General features: G+C 39.3%; 17 protein-coding genes and 1 other annotated feature. Of the genes, 14 read left to right on the forward strand and 3 right to left on the reverse strand.

All coding sequences use genetic code 11. The features are described from left to right. The first annotated feature begins 39 nt into the window (after positions 1-39). The 10 genes from rbsR to IGI49_RS22785 all read left to right on the forward strand — a co-directional run bounded on the left by rbsR (position 40) and on the right by IGI49_RS22785 (position 8,684). Complete coding sequence (gene rbsR, locus IGI49_RS22740) at positions 40-1,041, forward strand: ribose utilization transcriptional repressor RbsR (protein WP_207703831.1); 1,002 nt, start codon at positions 40-42, stop codon at positions 1,039-1,041. Between the two features lie 110 nt (positions 1,042-1,151). Beyond that, on the forward strand, positions 1,152-2,057 hold the full coding sequence (rbsK, locus tag IGI49_RS22745) for a ribokinase (RefSeq protein WP_429965342.1): 906 nt from the start codon (positions 1,152-1,154) through the stop codon (positions 2,055-2,057). 18 nt (positions 2,058-2,075) lie between these two features. After that, complete coding sequence (gene rbsD, locus IGI49_RS22750; protein WP_429965341.1) at positions 2,076-2,471, forward strand: D-ribose pyranase; 396 nt, start codon at positions 2,076-2,078, stop codon at positions 2,469-2,471. Between the two features lie 104 nt (positions 2,472-2,575). Further along, positions 2,576-3,463, forward strand: a complete 888-nt coding sequence (gene rbsU, locus IGI49_RS22755) for a ribose/proton symporter RbsU (RefSeq protein WP_207703828.1) — start codon at positions 2,576-2,578, stop codon at positions 3,461-3,463. Positions 3,464-3,527: 64 nt separating this feature from the next. Then, positions 3,528-3,950 (forward strand): hypothetical protein, encoded by a 423-nt coding sequence (locus IGI49_RS22760; protein ID WP_429965340.1) that lies wholly within the window; start codon positions 3,528-3,530, stop codon positions 3,948-3,950. A gap of 96 nt (positions 3,951-4,046) precedes the next feature. Continuing rightward, positions 4,047-4,290, forward strand: a binding site (T-box leader). Positions 4,291-4,364: 74 nt separating this feature from the next. Next, positions 4,365-5,180, forward strand: coding sequence for a MetQ/NlpA family ABC transporter substrate-binding protein (locus IGI49_RS22765; RefSeq protein ID WP_207703826.1), 816 nt, complete (start codon positions 4,365-4,367; stop codon positions 5,178-5,180). A 41-nt stretch (positions 5,181-5,221) separates the two neighbouring features. Continuing rightward, positions 5,222-5,737 (forward strand): peptide-methionine (S)-S-oxide reductase MsrA, encoded by a 516-nt coding sequence (gene msrA, locus IGI49_RS22770; protein ID WP_429965339.1) that lies wholly within the window; start codon positions 5,222-5,224, stop codon positions 5,735-5,737. Positions 5,738-5,808: 71 nt separating this feature from the next. Then, positions 5,809-6,327, forward strand: a complete 519-nt coding sequence (locus IGI49_RS22775; protein WP_207703824.1) for a GNAT family N-acetyltransferase — start codon at positions 5,809-5,811, stop codon at positions 6,325-6,327. Between the two features lie 15 nt (positions 6,328-6,342). Continuing rightward, positions 6,343-6,885 (forward strand): N-acetyltransferase family protein, encoded by a 543-nt coding sequence (locus IGI49_RS22780; protein WP_429965338.1) that lies wholly within the window; start codon positions 6,343-6,345, stop codon positions 6,883-6,885. Positions 6,886-6,935: 50 nt separating this feature from the next. Continuing rightward, on the forward strand, positions 6,936-8,684 hold the full coding sequence (locus IGI49_RS22785; protein ID WP_429965337.1) for a hypothetical protein: 1,749 nt from the start codon (positions 6,936-6,938) through the stop codon (positions 8,682-8,684). A gap of 26 nt (positions 8,685-8,710) precedes the next feature. Here IGI49_RS22785 and IGI49_RS22790 read toward each other — a convergent pair whose 3' ends face one another. Then, entirely contained in the window at positions 8,711-9,427 is a 717-nt protein-coding gene (locus tag IGI49_RS22790) for a DUF1361 domain-containing protein (RefSeq protein WP_429965336.1), read from the reverse strand. A gap of 60 nt (positions 9,428-9,487) precedes the next feature. Then, positions 9,488-10,669 (reverse strand): amino acid permease, encoded by a 1,182-nt coding sequence (locus tag IGI49_RS22795; RefSeq protein WP_429966072.1) that lies wholly within the window; start codon positions 10,667-10,669, stop codon positions 9,488-9,490. A 65-nt stretch (positions 10,670-10,734) separates the two neighbouring features. Between IGI49_RS22795 and IGI49_RS22800 the strand changes: the two genes are divergently transcribed. Further along, complete coding sequence (locus IGI49_RS22800) at positions 10,735-10,860, forward strand: hypothetical protein (protein ID WP_429965335.1); 126 nt, start codon at positions 10,735-10,737, stop codon at positions 10,858-10,860. 124 nt (positions 10,861-10,984) lie between these two features. Here IGI49_RS22800 and IGI49_RS22805 read toward each other — a convergent pair whose 3' ends face one another. Then, on the reverse strand, positions 10,985-12,079 hold the full coding sequence (locus IGI49_RS22805) for an iron-containing alcohol dehydrogenase family protein (protein WP_429965334.1): 1,095 nt from the start codon (positions 12,077-12,079) through the stop codon (positions 10,985-10,987). A 203-nt stretch (positions 12,080-12,282) separates the two neighbouring features. Here IGI49_RS22805 and IGI49_RS22810 point away from each other — a divergent pair, with 203 nt between their 5' ends. From IGI49_RS22810 to IGI49_RS22820, 3 genes are all read left to right on the forward strand, one after another. Then, positions 12,283-12,882, forward strand: a complete 600-nt coding sequence (locus IGI49_RS22810) for a hypothetical protein (protein ID WP_429965333.1) — start codon at positions 12,283-12,285, stop codon at positions 12,880-12,882. Positions 12,883-13,083: 201 nt separating this feature from the next. Beyond that, positions 13,084-14,538, forward strand: a complete 1,455-nt coding sequence (locus IGI49_RS22815) for an ABC transporter substrate-binding protein/permease (protein ID WP_429965332.1) — start codon at positions 13,084-13,086, stop codon at positions 14,536-14,538. Then, positions 14,531-15,253 carry an amino acid ABC transporter ATP-binding protein gene (locus tag IGI49_RS22820; RefSeq protein ID WP_207704945.1) on the forward strand — a complete coding sequence of 241 codons (723 nt, stop codon included), beginning with the start codon at positions 14,531-14,533 and terminating at the stop codon, positions 15,251-15,253. Before IGI49_RS22815 ends, IGI49_RS22820 begins: the two co-directional genes overlap by 8 nt. Positions 15,254-15,260 lie beyond the last annotated feature (7 nt).

A 15,260-nucleotide genomic window follows, 5' to 3' on the forward strand; every position in this document is an offset into this window, starting at 1 on the left:
TTGAGTGAATAATCTATGACAGATAGCGAGGACTTAATAATGGTAAATAAAAAGATCACCATCAAAGATGTAGCAAGGCAAGCAGGGGTTTCGATTGCCACCGTTTCACAAATTTTAAATGGCAACGCTGAGAAGTTCACCAGAAAAACGGTGGACAAAGTAATTGAAGCAAAAACTGCCCTCAACTATGAACCTGATTATTTTGCCCGGCGGATGATTGTGAAAAAAAGCAAGACCATCGGAGTGCTCGTACCAGATATTACCAATCCCTTTTTCGGTCAGTTGCTGCGTGGGGTGGAGAAGGTACTGTATCGGGAAAATTTTATCGCAATGTTTTGTAACGCTGATTTGGATGAAGACAAGGAAAGCGATTATTTGGAAGAGTTAAGTCGGCGAGGAGTAGATGGGTTTATTATCGCAAGTTCCGCTATTTCCAATCAAGTGATCATGGAAACTTTACGCAAAAAAGATTTACCTTTTATTGTATTGGATCAGAAAAAGGCTGACGGTTTTAGTGATGCGGTATTAACGGATGATTTTCAAGGTGGTAAGCTGGCTGCCCAGCATTTAGCTGAGTTAGGCCATCAAGAGGTAGCAGTAGTAATGCCGAAAGAAGCTCCTGACAATATTCAGAAACGTTTAGCTGGTTTTCGTGAAGTTTTTCCCGCTGCTAAAGTGATCAACAGTGTGCTTTCTAAAATTGGCGGTCGAGCTGCTGCAGCACAGATTCTTGTGGAAGATGTTACCGGTATTTTTGCGATAAATGATGAGATTGCCTTTGGCCTGTATTTAGGTTTAGATGAGGCAGGTAAGCACATTCCTGATGATTACAGCATTGTGGGGTATGATAATATCGACATGTGTGAATATGTAACTCCTCAGCTGACTACGGTTGCCCAACCAGTTTTTGAGTTGGGGCAAACAACAGCAGAGCTTTTACTAGAACGAATTAAACAACCAGAAAAAGAATGGGAAGAAAAAATGTTGACGGTCCATTTAGTCGAAAGACAATCCACCAAAGATGTAAAACAGCACACTTGAAATTGCTTTCAAGATGTGCTATATTTTTGCCATAGATATTTAAAACGTTTTAGTAAAACGTTTTTAAAAAGATGAAACGTACCTGTAAAAAAAGGAATGGAGTGAATGAAATGAATACGATTACAATTATTGGCAGTATTAACTTGGACCGAACGATTCGTGTAAAGAAAATGCCGAAACCAGGGGAAACAATGCACACTAAAGAAATTTTTTCAGCCGGTGGCGGGAAAGGTGCCAATCAGGCGGTAGCAGCCAGACGTTCCGAAGCAAAAACCAACTTTATTGGTGCTGTCGGGAATGATGAAGCTGGTCAAATGATGACGGATCTTTTAAGCCAAGAAGAAATTGATTTGACTGCAGTAGCAACTCTGGACAACCAAGCAACTGGTCAAGCATACATTATCGTTGATGATCAAGGGGAGAACAGTATTATGATTCATGCTGGTGCTAATAATGTTTTTACCCCAGACCATGTAAAGAAACATATGGAAATTATTCAAAAAAGTGATTTTCTAATTACTCAGTTTGAAAGTGCTATGGACAGTACGATTACTGCCTTTACTATTGCTCGCGAGGCTGGGGTAAAAACGATTTTGAATCCGGCACCAGCTTTGGAGGAAGTTCCCAAAGAATTACTAGAAGTTACCGATATGATTATTCCAAATGAAACAGAAACCGAGATTTTGACTGGAATTGCCATTACAGATGAAGCCAGCATGAAGCAAGCTGCTGAGCATTTACATCAGTTAGGAATTGAGGCAGTAATTATTACTATTGGCAGCAAAGGAGCCTTCTATGATGTTGATGGGCGCAGCGGGATTGTGCCAGCCTTCAAAGTTAAGGCAGTTGATACAACTGCTGCCGGTGATACGTTCATTGGTGCAATGAGCAGTATTTTAACTAAAAATTTCAGTAATTTAGAAGAAGCAATCAAGTATGGAAACAAGGCATCATCTTTAACTGTGCAGCGCTTTGGCGCTCAACCATCAATACCATACAAGAACGAATTGAATTAATGAAAGGAAGTTTTATTGATGAAAAAAACTAAAGTTATCAACTCCGATATTTCGCGAGTAATCGCTCAAATGGGCCACTTTGATAAATTAAGCATAGGAGATGCTGGCATGCCAGTTCCTCCTATGACTGAAAAAATTGATTTGTCCATCGACAATGGTATCCCCAGCTTTATGCAAGTATTGAACAATGTGCTGGAAGAATTAGAAGTGCAACGGATCTATTTAGCCGAAGAAATTAAAACAGAAAATCCAGCCATGCTGGAGGCGATTCAAAAGCGTTTACCGGATATACCAGTAACTTTCATTCCTCATACCGAAATGAAGCAGGAATTAAACAATGTTCATGCGTTTATACGTACGGGTGAAATGACTCCCTATGCCAATATCTTACTGGAAAGCGGCGTTGTTTTTTAGAGAAGAATCTTATGAAAATGAGACGATTGTTCGGCTTCGCAAATAGTGTTGATAATCAGCAGGTAAGGTTTGCGAAGCTTTATTATTTTTAAGGAGGAATTATTATGAATGCTACGGCATTATTAATCGGCCTAGGGCCATTGCTTGGTTGGGGGCTTTATCCCACTATTGCATCTAAAATCGGGGGACGTCCCGTTAATCAAATATTAGGCTCTACCATTGGTACGCTAATTTTCGCTTTTGTTTTTGCACTCGTTAACGGCTTGAGTTTTCCAACAGGTATGGATTTAGTCTTTTCTATTTTATCTGGTGTTGGCTGGGCGATCGCCCAAATTATCACCTTTAAATCCTTTACTCTAATCGGTTCCTCAAGGGCAATGCCGATCACAACAGCCTTTCAGCTGTTAGGTGCATCACTTTGGGGTGTGTTGGCACTGGGCAATTGGCCGGGAACAACCGCTAAGTTATTAGGTGGATTGGCGTTGATCCTAATCATTATTGGTGCTTGGATGACGGTATGGACGGAAGAAAAAACCAAAGAAAACAGTAGTCTCTTGAAGTCAGCAGTTATCTTGTTGGCGGTCGGTGAAATTGGTTATTGGGCTTATTCCGCTGCACCACAAGCAACTAGTATAGACGGCATGCACGCTTTCTTACCACAAGCAATTGGGATGGTGATCGTAGCGGTGGTTTACTCAGCAATTCTGACATCGAAGGATTCTGAGCCTTCTGCTTTTAAAGAAGCTGTTTCTTATAAACATATTTTCTCAGGCTTCTTCTTTGCTTTTGCTGCGTTGACGTATTTGATTTCTGCCCAACCAAATATGAATGGGTTAGCAACCGGCTTTATTTTGTCACAGACTTCAGTAGTTTTGGCAACCTTAACTGGCATCTGGTTCTTAGGACAAAAGAAAACAAAAAAAGAAATGACTGTTACTATTATCGGCTTGATTCTTATCTTGGCCGCGGCTGCCATGACTGTAATGCTTTAGACTAAAAAAAGTCGCTCTTGGCGGCTTTTTTTGGTACCCTTAGAAAAAAAGGGAGGTGCTGTTTTTGCCGCAAAAAAAAATAAGCTTTCTAGTTATTGTTTTAGGAATCGTATGTATGTTTGCTATTTGGACAATATCTGATCGCTCCAAATCGAACGAAAATGAACGTTTTCTGTCGTACTTTGCTGGTCGGTGGGAAACAGAAGATCAGCAGATGAGCTTAATATTTCAAGAAAATGCGGGAGAGATTCAGCTTATTTCTCAGAACATAGACGAGCAAGAACCGGCGAATCCACAGATAATGGTAGTGGATGAGTATGAAGCGAGCCGTGAACGCTGGATCCTTCGTCTCAAGGAGGATAAAACTTTTTGCTATAGCATTATACAAACTGACGAGAAAGAGATAACTGCTCAATCTTTTATCAACAAACCTGGTGTGGAAGGAACTGCTAAGCCCTTTAATTACAGATGGACTTCAACTGAGTAAGCATTTGATTTATCTTCGAGAAACAAAAAAATTGAAAAAAACAACAAGTTTTATTTGTATTTTACTCCATTTTATATTATCATCAATCCAACATCATATTTCGTGTAGAAGAGAAGAGTAATCGTAACGTGAACATTGGCAGAGACTCCGGTTGGTGAAAAAGGAGAATGGGAAGTTAAGGTGAAGATGAACTCGGAGCATTTAAGCTGTTCACGCAGTTTAAACGGTCGCAACCGTTATTTTGCCGCGTATCTATTTAGTCAAGGCTAAGTATGTACGGGTGAGGTATTAGAGAACTAATACGAATAAGGGTGGTACCGCGAAAGCATTCGTCCCTTGGGCTGTTAAGCATTTAACAGGTCAAGGGATGAATGCTTTTTTTGCATTTCATTGATAAAAAGGAGGAAAATAAGAATGAAAAAAATAGTCGGATTTTTAGCTTTAACGGGACTTTTATTATTAGCTGGTTGCAGTAACAAAGCGACGGGCAGTGATACAGATACATTAAAGGTCGGAGCTTCTCCAACACCTCATGCTGAAATTTTAGAGCATATCAAGCCGCTGCTGAAAAAAGAAGGGGTTAATTTGGAGATTGTGAAGTTTGATGATTACATTCTACCTAACAAATCATTGGCGGAAGGAGAAATTGATGCCAACTACTTCTCGACAGTTCCCTACTTCAATTTACAGAAAGCCGAAAATAATTACGATTTTGCTAATGTGGCCGGTATTCATTTAGAACCGATGGGCATTTATTCCCACGATATAAAAAATGTAGCCGATATTCCAGAAGGTGCGACAGTGATTGTGTCCAATGTAGCCTCAGAATGGGGAAGAGTACTACGAATTTTTGAAGAGAATGGTTTGATTAAGGTTAAGGAAGGTGTTGCAATTGATAAGGCAACCTTTGATGATATTACCGATAATCCAAAAAAATTAGTCTTTAAGCATGATGTAGAGCCTACCCTATTGGCGACAGCTTATGAAAACAAAGAGGGCGATTTAGTTGCAATCAATTCTAACTTTGCTTATGAAAAAGGGTTGAATCCGGTGAAGGACTCCTTAATGTTAGAAGACCAAGACTCACCCTATGTAAATATTATTGCTACTAGAACCGAAGACAAAGACGATCCCCGAGTGAAAAAGCTGGTGGCAGCTTTGCAAGACAAAGAAGTACAAGCTTGGATCGAAGAAAAGTGGGGCGGCTCGGTAATTCCGGTTAGCAAATAAATGATACACAAATTGAAAAAAACGAAGTGGAGGAATGAATAATGGAACGTGCGATTTTTGCTGGAGGGTGTTTTTGGTGCATGATTAAACCTTTTGATGCTTTGCCAGGCATTCATTCAGTATTTTCTGGCTATACAGGAGGACATTTAGAAAACCCTACTTATCAACAAGTAAAAAGTCATCAAACCGGACATACCGAGGCAGTAGAGATTATTTTTGATCCTGAACAAATCTCGTATGAAGAGTTAGTCGAGCTTTATTGGCAGCAAACCGATCCCACAGATGCTTTTGGTCAATTCGAAGATCGCGGCGACAACTATCGTCCTATGATTTTCTACTTTAATGAAGAACAAAAACAGATTGCTGAAAAAAGTAAGCAAGCTTTATCTGATAGCGGTAAATTTAGAGAACCAATTGTTACTAGTATCGAACCAGCAGCTGCTTTTTACTTAGCAGAAGAAGAACATCAGGAGTATTACAAGAAGCATCCCGAAAATTATGCACGCAATGCGCAACGTAGAAAAACGTTCATTGAAAATGTTTGGGTGGAAAGATAGAAATTTGCTCACAGCTCTTGAATCCCTCGACTTGTTTCGGTAAGATTAGCAGAAAAAAGGGGGAATCGGGTGTGGCAATACAAATAAAAGTAATCAACGATTTAGAAGTAAAAAAATTACAGAAACTGAGTCTTCAAACGTTTAATGATACTTTCAGTGCACAAAATACACCAGAGAATATGGAAGCTTACGTCTCTGAGGCTTTTCAATTAACGAAATTAGCAGCAGAGCTGCAACGACCAGATTCCACTTTCTTTTTCATTTACACAGAGGATCAGCTGGCGGGCTACTTAAAAGTAAATATCGATCAAGCTCAAACAGAAGACATTGCCGAGAATGCCTTAGAGATTGAACGAATCTATGTTGATAAAGCCTTTAAAGGTCAAGGATTAGGAAAAAGACTCATCGCAAAAGCTATCACCATTGCACAAGAAAAGAACAAGTCATCTGTTTGGTTAGGGGTTTGGGAGAAAAATGAACCAGCTCTAGGCTTTTATAAAAAGTTGGGCTTTCAACAAGTAACCTCACATTCCTTTTGGATGGGTGATGACGAACAAACGGATCTAATCATGGTAAAAACTCTGAAATAGAGAAAGGAAGAGAAAATGGACATTCGCTTAGCAAATCCAGCTGATGCGCCAGCTTTGTTGGCTATTTATGCGCCTTATGTAACGGATACAGCGATAACTTTTGAATATGAGGTTCCCAGTGTGAAGGAGTTTACTCAACGTATCACCTCTACCTTAAAAGATTACCCTTATCTAGTGGCTGAAAACGATCAAGGTGAAATCCTAGGTTATGCGTATGCTCATGCATATAAAGAACGGGATGCTTACAATTGGAGTGTGGAAGTGACTGTTTATTTGTCAGAGAAGGCCAAAGGACAAGGAATTGGCAAACAATTGTATCAAGCGTTAGAAACAGAACTGAGCAAGCAAAATATCTTGATACTGACTGCTTGCATTACTGGCGGCAATACCCACAGCATTCAATTTCATGAAAAATTAGGCTATCAGCAAGTAGGTGTGTTTAAAAAAATTGGTTACAAGTTTGAGCGCTGGCATGACGTCTACTGGCTGCAAAAAACGATTGGTCAGCCAGCAATTCCTATGAAAAAAATGATTCCTTATCGAAAAACTAACATTTAGTTTGTTTTTTGTTGTATACTAAATGGATTGTAACAATCTCGGAGGAATTTATGAAAAATAACAAAGTGAGACTTTTTTTTCTTGTACTCATTGCCGCCACTCTCTTTAGAATTATCTTAGCGTACCTCATTCCTGTAAAGGTATATATGCAAGCAGAATATGACGACGCATTATCAATTAATCAGGCGCTGTTCATTTTAGACGGTAAATGGTTAGGGCCTTATGACATCGAAACCTTGTCAAAAGGCTTTTCCTATACCTTCTTTTTGTTGGTCAATCATTTTAGCCGAATTCCGTATCCAATTTTTCTAGTGTTGTTTAATATTTTAGCGAGTGCCGGAATAATTATAGCGCTTAAGCCCCTTATCAAGAAGAAAACTATTCTGGGTATCAGTTATTTATTTTTGATCTATTCACCGATTACCTTGTCTTCGGATTTTTCTTTGCGAATTTATCGCAATAGTTTAGTTTTCGGAACGGTTTTGCTATTATTGGCGGGAATTATCGGTATGTATCTAAGAAGAAGGGCTCCAATGAAAAATCAACTGCCGTGGCTGCTGCTGCAAGTCATGGTTCTGCCTTTTTTCTGGTATTTGCGTGAAGATTCAATTTGGATTGTTCCGCTTTATGCAACGGTTATCCTTATGCTGCTTTTCGATCGACTGCATTATTTAAGAAAAGCAAACAAACCTATGATTGTCGGTTTATTAACGCGAACATTATTATTGGCAATGCCGCTGTTTTCTTTGCTGCTGGTTACTCTAGGAATTTCACAGATAAATTTTAAGCATTATCAAATTTTTACTGTGAATGATCGAACCAAAACTTCTTTTGCTGAGATAACCAAGTATTTGATTCAAATTGATAACAGCAAATGGGACAGTCCTGAAATTGTGAACAATGAGGCTGTTTGGGTATCCAAAAATACGTTTGAGAAGGCCATGGAAGCTTCTCCAACCTTAGCCGAATATCATGATGAGATTCACTGGATGCAGGAAGAATCTTTTTGGCCGGATACTTGGCCGTTGGAAATTGACGAAGTTCCCGGCGATATGACTATTTGGGGACTGAGAGATGCATTTAAGCGAGGCGGCTTGTACAAATCAGGTGCCGAAAATGAACGGGTCTTTAAAAAAATTTCCCAAGAATTACGGACTGCTTTTGATGAAGGAAAGTTCGAAAAAAAGAAAACCATCTTTATTTCGAAACAAAGCAATGGGAAACGTGCAGCAGATATTCCTAAGGTGTTGACCTACGCAGTAGCTGGAATCCGTGAAACTGCTATTTATACAAGTTATAACACTAGCTATGGAGGATCCATTTTCATCCCTGGCTCACCAGCTATTGATATTCTGGACCTGCTAAATGTTCAGCCGTTAGCAATGGCTTCTGTGCAAACCAGCTTTGAATACGAAAGAACCAAATCCTATGTTTTAGTTGGCAATGCTATTATCAAAGTCTACAAAATACTATCACTATTTTTAGTAGTAGTATCACTGATCATCTATCTATTTTCAATCAAGTCATTTATCAAAACAACTAATAAAGGTGAACGGAGTCGGTTGTTTCCATTTTTACTTATCATTACTGGTTTAGGCCTAACTTATTTGTTGTATCTTTTCGGAGTATCCTGGTTTGCAACCTGGGCACCTGGCGGAAAAGGAATTTTTATGTCTTTTTATACTGGTGCAGGTGTTCCTTTAATGCAGCTGATCGAAATATTGTGTATAACTCTATTGATCCAAAACTGGCAAGAGGGTAAAAACAAGCAATTAAATAAGAAAAACGTCAATCAATAGCCATCAGGCAAATGATTGACGTTTTTTTAGCGCAGCATCTGCCACAAAGGATTTAAGAAAGTTACAGCATAAAACAGAGCAAAGAATAATCCGTACAACAGGGTGAACAAAAAGGCATCCCGGCGATGCTCTTTCTCACGAAAGTGTTTCAACAACTTTTGAAGAAACTGGATTGGATGAAACAAATCCCAAGTATAAAAGCGAATATAACGACCTAAATAAATGCCAAAGCTTAGTACAGGGAAAACCAGCCAGGTCAATAACCAGAATAGAGGAGTATTAATACTGGTAATGTTAACAGGATCGAGATAAATAATAAAAGTGAATTGCAGCAAAACAATATTTAAAGCCGTATTCAATACACCAGAAATAGCCAAGCTCAGCACAGCAATAATGTCGTACCAAATCGGCACCTCGATTTTATCCATTTCACGATGGGTTAGGTTTAATTCTGTGACTAAATATCCAGCATTAGGCAGGAAAATCAACCAAATAATTAAGCCAATAATTAAGATGAAGCTACTAATTATTCCTAGCAATTCAAACGAAGTCACAGCTGATAACCAGCCAAAAAATAATTGCAGTGCTAAAGTTCCCAGTAAAATGAACAAAGGAATCACAGATAGCTTAAAATTGTAAATCATTGGTTTGAACAGTTTTGTTTGGAAAATTTTCGGCCGAATGACAATCAGCAGTAAAGCAAATAAGTTAAAGATAATGGTGATAAAGAGCATAAGCGTCATAAAGATCATCCTCCTATTGTCAGAATAACTTAGAAAGACGAGCTGGGGCAAGTTCAATGCTTAAGCATTGAGTTGTATCAGCAGCACAATTAGGCTCAGAATACCCAATGCTGTAATAGCAGCAAATAAATATTTTTCTTTGTTCTTCTGAAATAAAGGCCGTTGATAAGTATGGCTGTTCCACAACCAAAAGCTGAAGCCCAAAGCATAAATCCCGACACAATAGAGCAAGTTCATGAAGCCGGATGAGTAAAGCATGTAGACTCCGTAAAGTATAGCACCAAGAGCCAGAAGTCGATGATTATGAACTTTTTTGTTGTTAGAAAGTCGCCATAAAAAGCCTGCCGATAAAACATAAGGAATTAAAACCATCGTAGTGGCTGTATCAGTGACCGCCTGGAAGGCATCCAGGGCTAGACGCGAGAAAATGAAGACAACCTGCATAATCAAGCCGTTTAGGATCAGAGCATTGACGGGTGCCTGGTGTCGATTCTCCTTACCTAAAAAGGCTGGAAACATCTGGTCGTTAGCGGCATCATAAGAAATTTCAGCCGCTAGGATGGTCCAGGAAATCCAAGCACCTAGTACAGAGATAATCACGCCGACATCGATCATGCGAGCTCCCCAAGGTCCAACAGCAGCATTTAGCACACCGCTTAGAGAAGGATTAGGAAGCTGCATTAATGTTTCCTGAGATAAAATGCCAAAGCTCAGCATTACAATTAACACATAAATGGCCAAGGTGGTTCCGTACCCAATCAAAGTAGCTCTACCTACATCTTTTGCTCGTTTAGCTCGACCAGAAAGGACAACAGCCCCTTCAATTCCCACGAAAACCCACATAGTTTGCAGCATAGCATGTTTTACTTGAGTAGAAAGACTACCCAAACCACCACTGTTCGTTTGAATATTTTTAGCAAACAAATCCACCGAAAAGGTTGAATAGCGGAAATGAGCGATCAAAATAAAAATTCCGATAAAAATCGGCACCACTTTTGCAAAGGTCGCTAGGACATTTAAGACATTAGCAGCTCGAATCCCGCGAGAGACCAGAAGGACAACTAGCCAAATCATCAAACTCCCCAAATAGAATCCCATGGTTCCTTTAGCTCCACCGATCTGTGGGAAAAATTTGCTTAAGGCATCCAAAAAAAGAATGACAAAGGAAACATTTCCAATAATATTGCTCAGCCAGTATCCCCAGGCTGAATTAAAGCCGACATATGATCCAAACCCATCTATTCTTTACCTAGACCAATCGAAAATGTTAAGGTGTGAGGGAGAGAAATGAGGAGGCAAAATAGTGTATGAAGAGAGAAAAGAATGGTCCTAGGAACCAGGTGAAATCAAGTGATGTTTTACTGGAAATGCTAGCGTTATTCATTCTGATTTCGTTAACGATTTATGCCGTAAAAACTGGAAAGTTATTTTGAAGGAGGCATCTGAAAAGGTGCGTTCTTCTTTTTTTATTAATAGACCAATTCAAATAACCACTATAGCGTGCTGAAGTATATAACGATGGGGTCTAATTAACTTTTCATAACAAAAACGCATGGATTAAGACCATGCGTCAGTTGTTAAAGTTTCCAAATCTCTCATAGCTTGAATGATTACTTCCGGTGTAATGGTTTCTTTCATAAAATGGATCATTTCATCCGGAGCAGCAGCCCGCTCAGCCACTTGTTGGTAATCTTTCTCAGTCAACGCAAGTGACATGTCTTGTAAATTAGTCGGCAGTCCTAATTGATGATAGAAGGGCAGCAGCTGTCGAATTTCTGAAACCTTCTGTTCAATCATCAATTGAACTAAGATACCATAAGCTACTTTATTTCCATGAAGCTGCTTATGAGAATCAGGTAAAACCGTTAAAGCGTCGTGGATAGAATGAGCACCAGAGGTTCGACCATATTCATCACCAAAACCGCCTACCATACCGGCTAATAAAATATTCGTTTCGATAATGTCGATAAACGCTTGATTCAATTGCTTTTCTTTCATAGCCTGCAATGCAGCACTGCTTTCAGCAAGCAGTATATCCCGCCTTTTTTTGGCAGCAAATTCCGCTACTTGAATTTCAATCGGCTTAACTGCTAATTGTGAGATGATAGCATCAGATTCATACCATTTTGCTAAGGTATCACCAATCCCAGCCACCATCAGTTCATAGGGCGATTCCAATAAAACCTGTGGGTCAATCAAAACTAAATCCGTTGCCTTAGGGAAAATATCATACCGCAACATCACCCCTTCATGATTATAAACAACACTTAAGGGAGTGTAGGCAGCGCAGGTAGCAGCTAAAGTTGGTAAAATAACGACAGGTAAATTCAAACGATAAGCTGTAAGCTTGGTCAGATCAGCGACTTTTCCGCCACCAACTGCAATTAGTGCCTCAGCCTGATCCTCTTTCGCAAGTTTTGCAAAATGGTCAGCGGCTTCATCAGTGCAGTCCTTTCCATAATAATAGAAGGAAGTTTCGTAAGCTGACAAGTCCGGGAAATAGCCCTTTACTGCCTGCCAGGAAGTCTCTCCATGAATAATCATAACTTTTCTTAAATTTCTTCGTTCTAAATGTTTGGGCAAATCCTGCCAAGCTGCTGTTTTCAATTCATATTCTTGTGGGGCTCCACGTACAATCAAGTTTGTTGCCATAATATCCGCTTCTTTCGTCAAATTTTCATCTTTTTAGTATAAGCCTTTGTTCGTTTGAAGTCTATACTGCAATAATTCTAAGGTGCCGGTCAATTTTTATACATAATGAATATAAAAAAGGCTAAAAATATTAAAATATAGTTAAATATTCCTAGCTTTTTTCACTTCGTGGTATAATAATTTGTAGAAAAGGAGGCGTCAAAATGAAAAAAATGGTATTAAGCTTTTTGATGGTTGCTGGTTTTACTGTTTGTGTTGCTGGGTCTGTGCAAGCGGAAGAGATGCAATCACCTGCAGGTCCAGTTCCTATTGAAGAACCCTTTGTTGAACCAACTGAGGAACCCAGCGAAACTCCGGGGGAAGATCCAACTACTCCAGTAGAGGTTCCAGCTGGTAATCCTGTCTACAGAATGTACAATCCTAACTCTGGAGAACACCTTTACACTCCAAGCATGTTTGAATCAAGAACGTTATTTACTTTAGGCTGGCAAGACGAAGGAACGGCTTGGGTTTCACCTAATGAGTATGAAGATTTTTCAATTTACCGTGTATATAATCCTAATGCAGGAGATCACCACTATACAGTAGATGTAAACGAAAAAAATCATCTGATAAAAGCTGGCTGGCAAGATGATATGTTGTCATTCCCATCCGCAAATGATGATGGAATTCCAATTTATCGGTTGTATAATCCAAATGCAAAAGCCGGCGCCCACCATTTTACAGTAAATGGTGCCGAAAGAGATATGCTGGTAAGTGTTGGCTGGAAATATGAAGGAATCGGTTTCTATGCTCTACGCTGAATCGATTAAGTAAAAATTGATAGTTCACAATGAGAGCCTTATTGTATAAAAAGGCTCTCATTTTTTTATGCGTAGAAGTAAAAAAGAAACCCATTGTCTTACTCTCTAACTTGTGGTAGGATAAATCCATTAAAGGATGCATATTTATTCTTAAATCATAGCATATCATTATTATTATTCATTAATTAGGGAGCGGATAGAATGAAACAAAAAGCAACAGCCTTCTTAGCGATACTTATGTTACTGGCAAGTATTTTTCCATTTGTATCAGCACAAGCAGAAGAAACAGATCCGATTTATGAACGGATTCAACAAAGCGGGGAGCTAGTCGTTGGGTTGTCAGCAGACTACGGTCCTTATGAATTTCATGCAGAGGTTGACGGCAAGGATAAAATTGTCGGTTTTGATATCTCGATTGCAGAAAAAATCGCCAAGGACATGGGTGTAAAATTAAAAGTTGAAGAATTAGGTTTTGATGCTCTTTTAGGAGCCTTGAAAACTGGTAAAATCGATATGGTTATTTCAGGGATGTCGATTACGGAAGAACGTCTGAAGGAAGTAGATTTTTCTGACCCGTATTACATCGTAAAACAAAAGGTTTTAGTACGAAAAGATGATGCCAATAAGTTCAAATCAACAGCTGATTTTAATGGTGTACCTGTCGGTGCTCAAAAGCAAACAACACAAGAAGATCTGGCTAAGAATGAAATGACTGGATCAGAGGTTACTTCTTTACAAAAAGTACCCGATTTGATTAACAACCTGATTAACCAGAAAATTGATGCAGTAGTTTTAGAAGAACCGATTGCAGAGGCCTATGTGCAGCAAAGTGATAATGTAGCTATTGCTCCAGTTGAGTTTGAGCAAGGAGAAAAGGTTACGGCCATTGCGCTTTCGAAGAATACTCCTGTGTTGAAGCAGCACGTCAATGAATCTATTGCTGAGATTAATGACCAAAATTTGCTTGATGGCTATTTAAAAGACGCCAATAAATTAATGTTCCAGGAGGACCAAACCTTTTTCCAGAAGTACTTACCTTACTATCTAACGGGTGCTAAATACACTATTTTATTAGCTTTCGTGGGAGTATTATTTGGGATGATTGTCGGCAGCTTGTTGGCATTGATGAAATTAAGTAAAAACAAGATTCTACGCTTTTTAGCCATTGCCTATATTGAATATGTTCGTGGCACGCCACTGTTAGTTCAAATTTTTATTGTGTACTTTGGAACTGGCGTATTAGGCTTAGATTTATCCAAACTAGTTGCAGGTTGTATCGCTGTTTCATTAAATAGTGGAGCTTATGTTGCAGAAATTGTTCGGGCCGGAATTAATGCAGTGAATAAGGGGCAAACCGAAGCAGCACGCTCATTGGGAATGAATCAAAAAGAAGCAATGCGCTATATCGTCTTCCCTCAAGCGATTAAAAATATTTTACCAGCTTTAGGAAATGAATTTGTGACTATCATTAAGGAATCCTCGGTAGTATCTGTGATTGGGGTATCGGAATTGATTTTCCAAACTGGTGTGGTTCAAGGTGCCAGCTTTAAGCCATTCTTGCCTTATGTGATCGTCTCACTGATTTACTTTGTGATGACCTTCTGTATTTCACGTCTATTAGGACTGGCAGAAAGGAGACTAGGGGTTAATGATTAATGTAAAGAACTTAACTAAAACTTTTGGTGAGAATGAAGTATTGAAATCAATTAATTTAACTGTCAATACGGGAGAAGTAGTCGTAATTATCGGTCCTTCCGGCAGTGGGAAAAGCACTATTTTACGTTGTTTAAATTTATTAGAAACACCGACCTCTGGTGAAATTACGTTTGAAGGACAAAATATTACATCAGCGGATGTAAACATTGATCAATTACGACAGAAAATGGGGATGGTTTTCCAAAACTTCAACCTTTTTCCACATATGAGTGTTTTGGATAATTTAACAATCACACCGATTAAAGTTAAAAAGGAAGACCCGGAGCAGGCTAAGCAAAAAGCTCTATCACTGTTGGAGCAAGTTGGATTAAACGACAAAGCGAAGGCATACCCTTCTAGTTTATCCGGGGGACAGCAGCAGCGAGTGGCAATCGCTAGAGCGTTAGCCATGAATCCAGATGTCATGCTGTTTGACGAACCAACCTCAGCTCTTGACCCGGAGATGGTTGGAGAAGTGCTGAGTGTCATGCAGGATTTAGCTGAAAAAGGGATGACCATGGTAGTAGTGACCCACGAAATGGGTTTTGCGAAAGAGGTAGCTGATCGAGTAATTTTTATGGCGGATGGTGTGATCCAGGAAGAAGGTACACCAGAAGAAATTTTTGACCACCCGCAAAATATACGGACACAGGATTTCCTGAATAAAGTTTTATAGAAATAGG

The organism is Enterococcus sp. AZ071 (assembly GCF_050499065.1).
Taxonomy (GTDB): domain Bacteria; phylum Bacillota; class Bacilli; order Lactobacillales; family Enterococcaceae; genus Enterococcus_A; species Enterococcus_A ferrettii.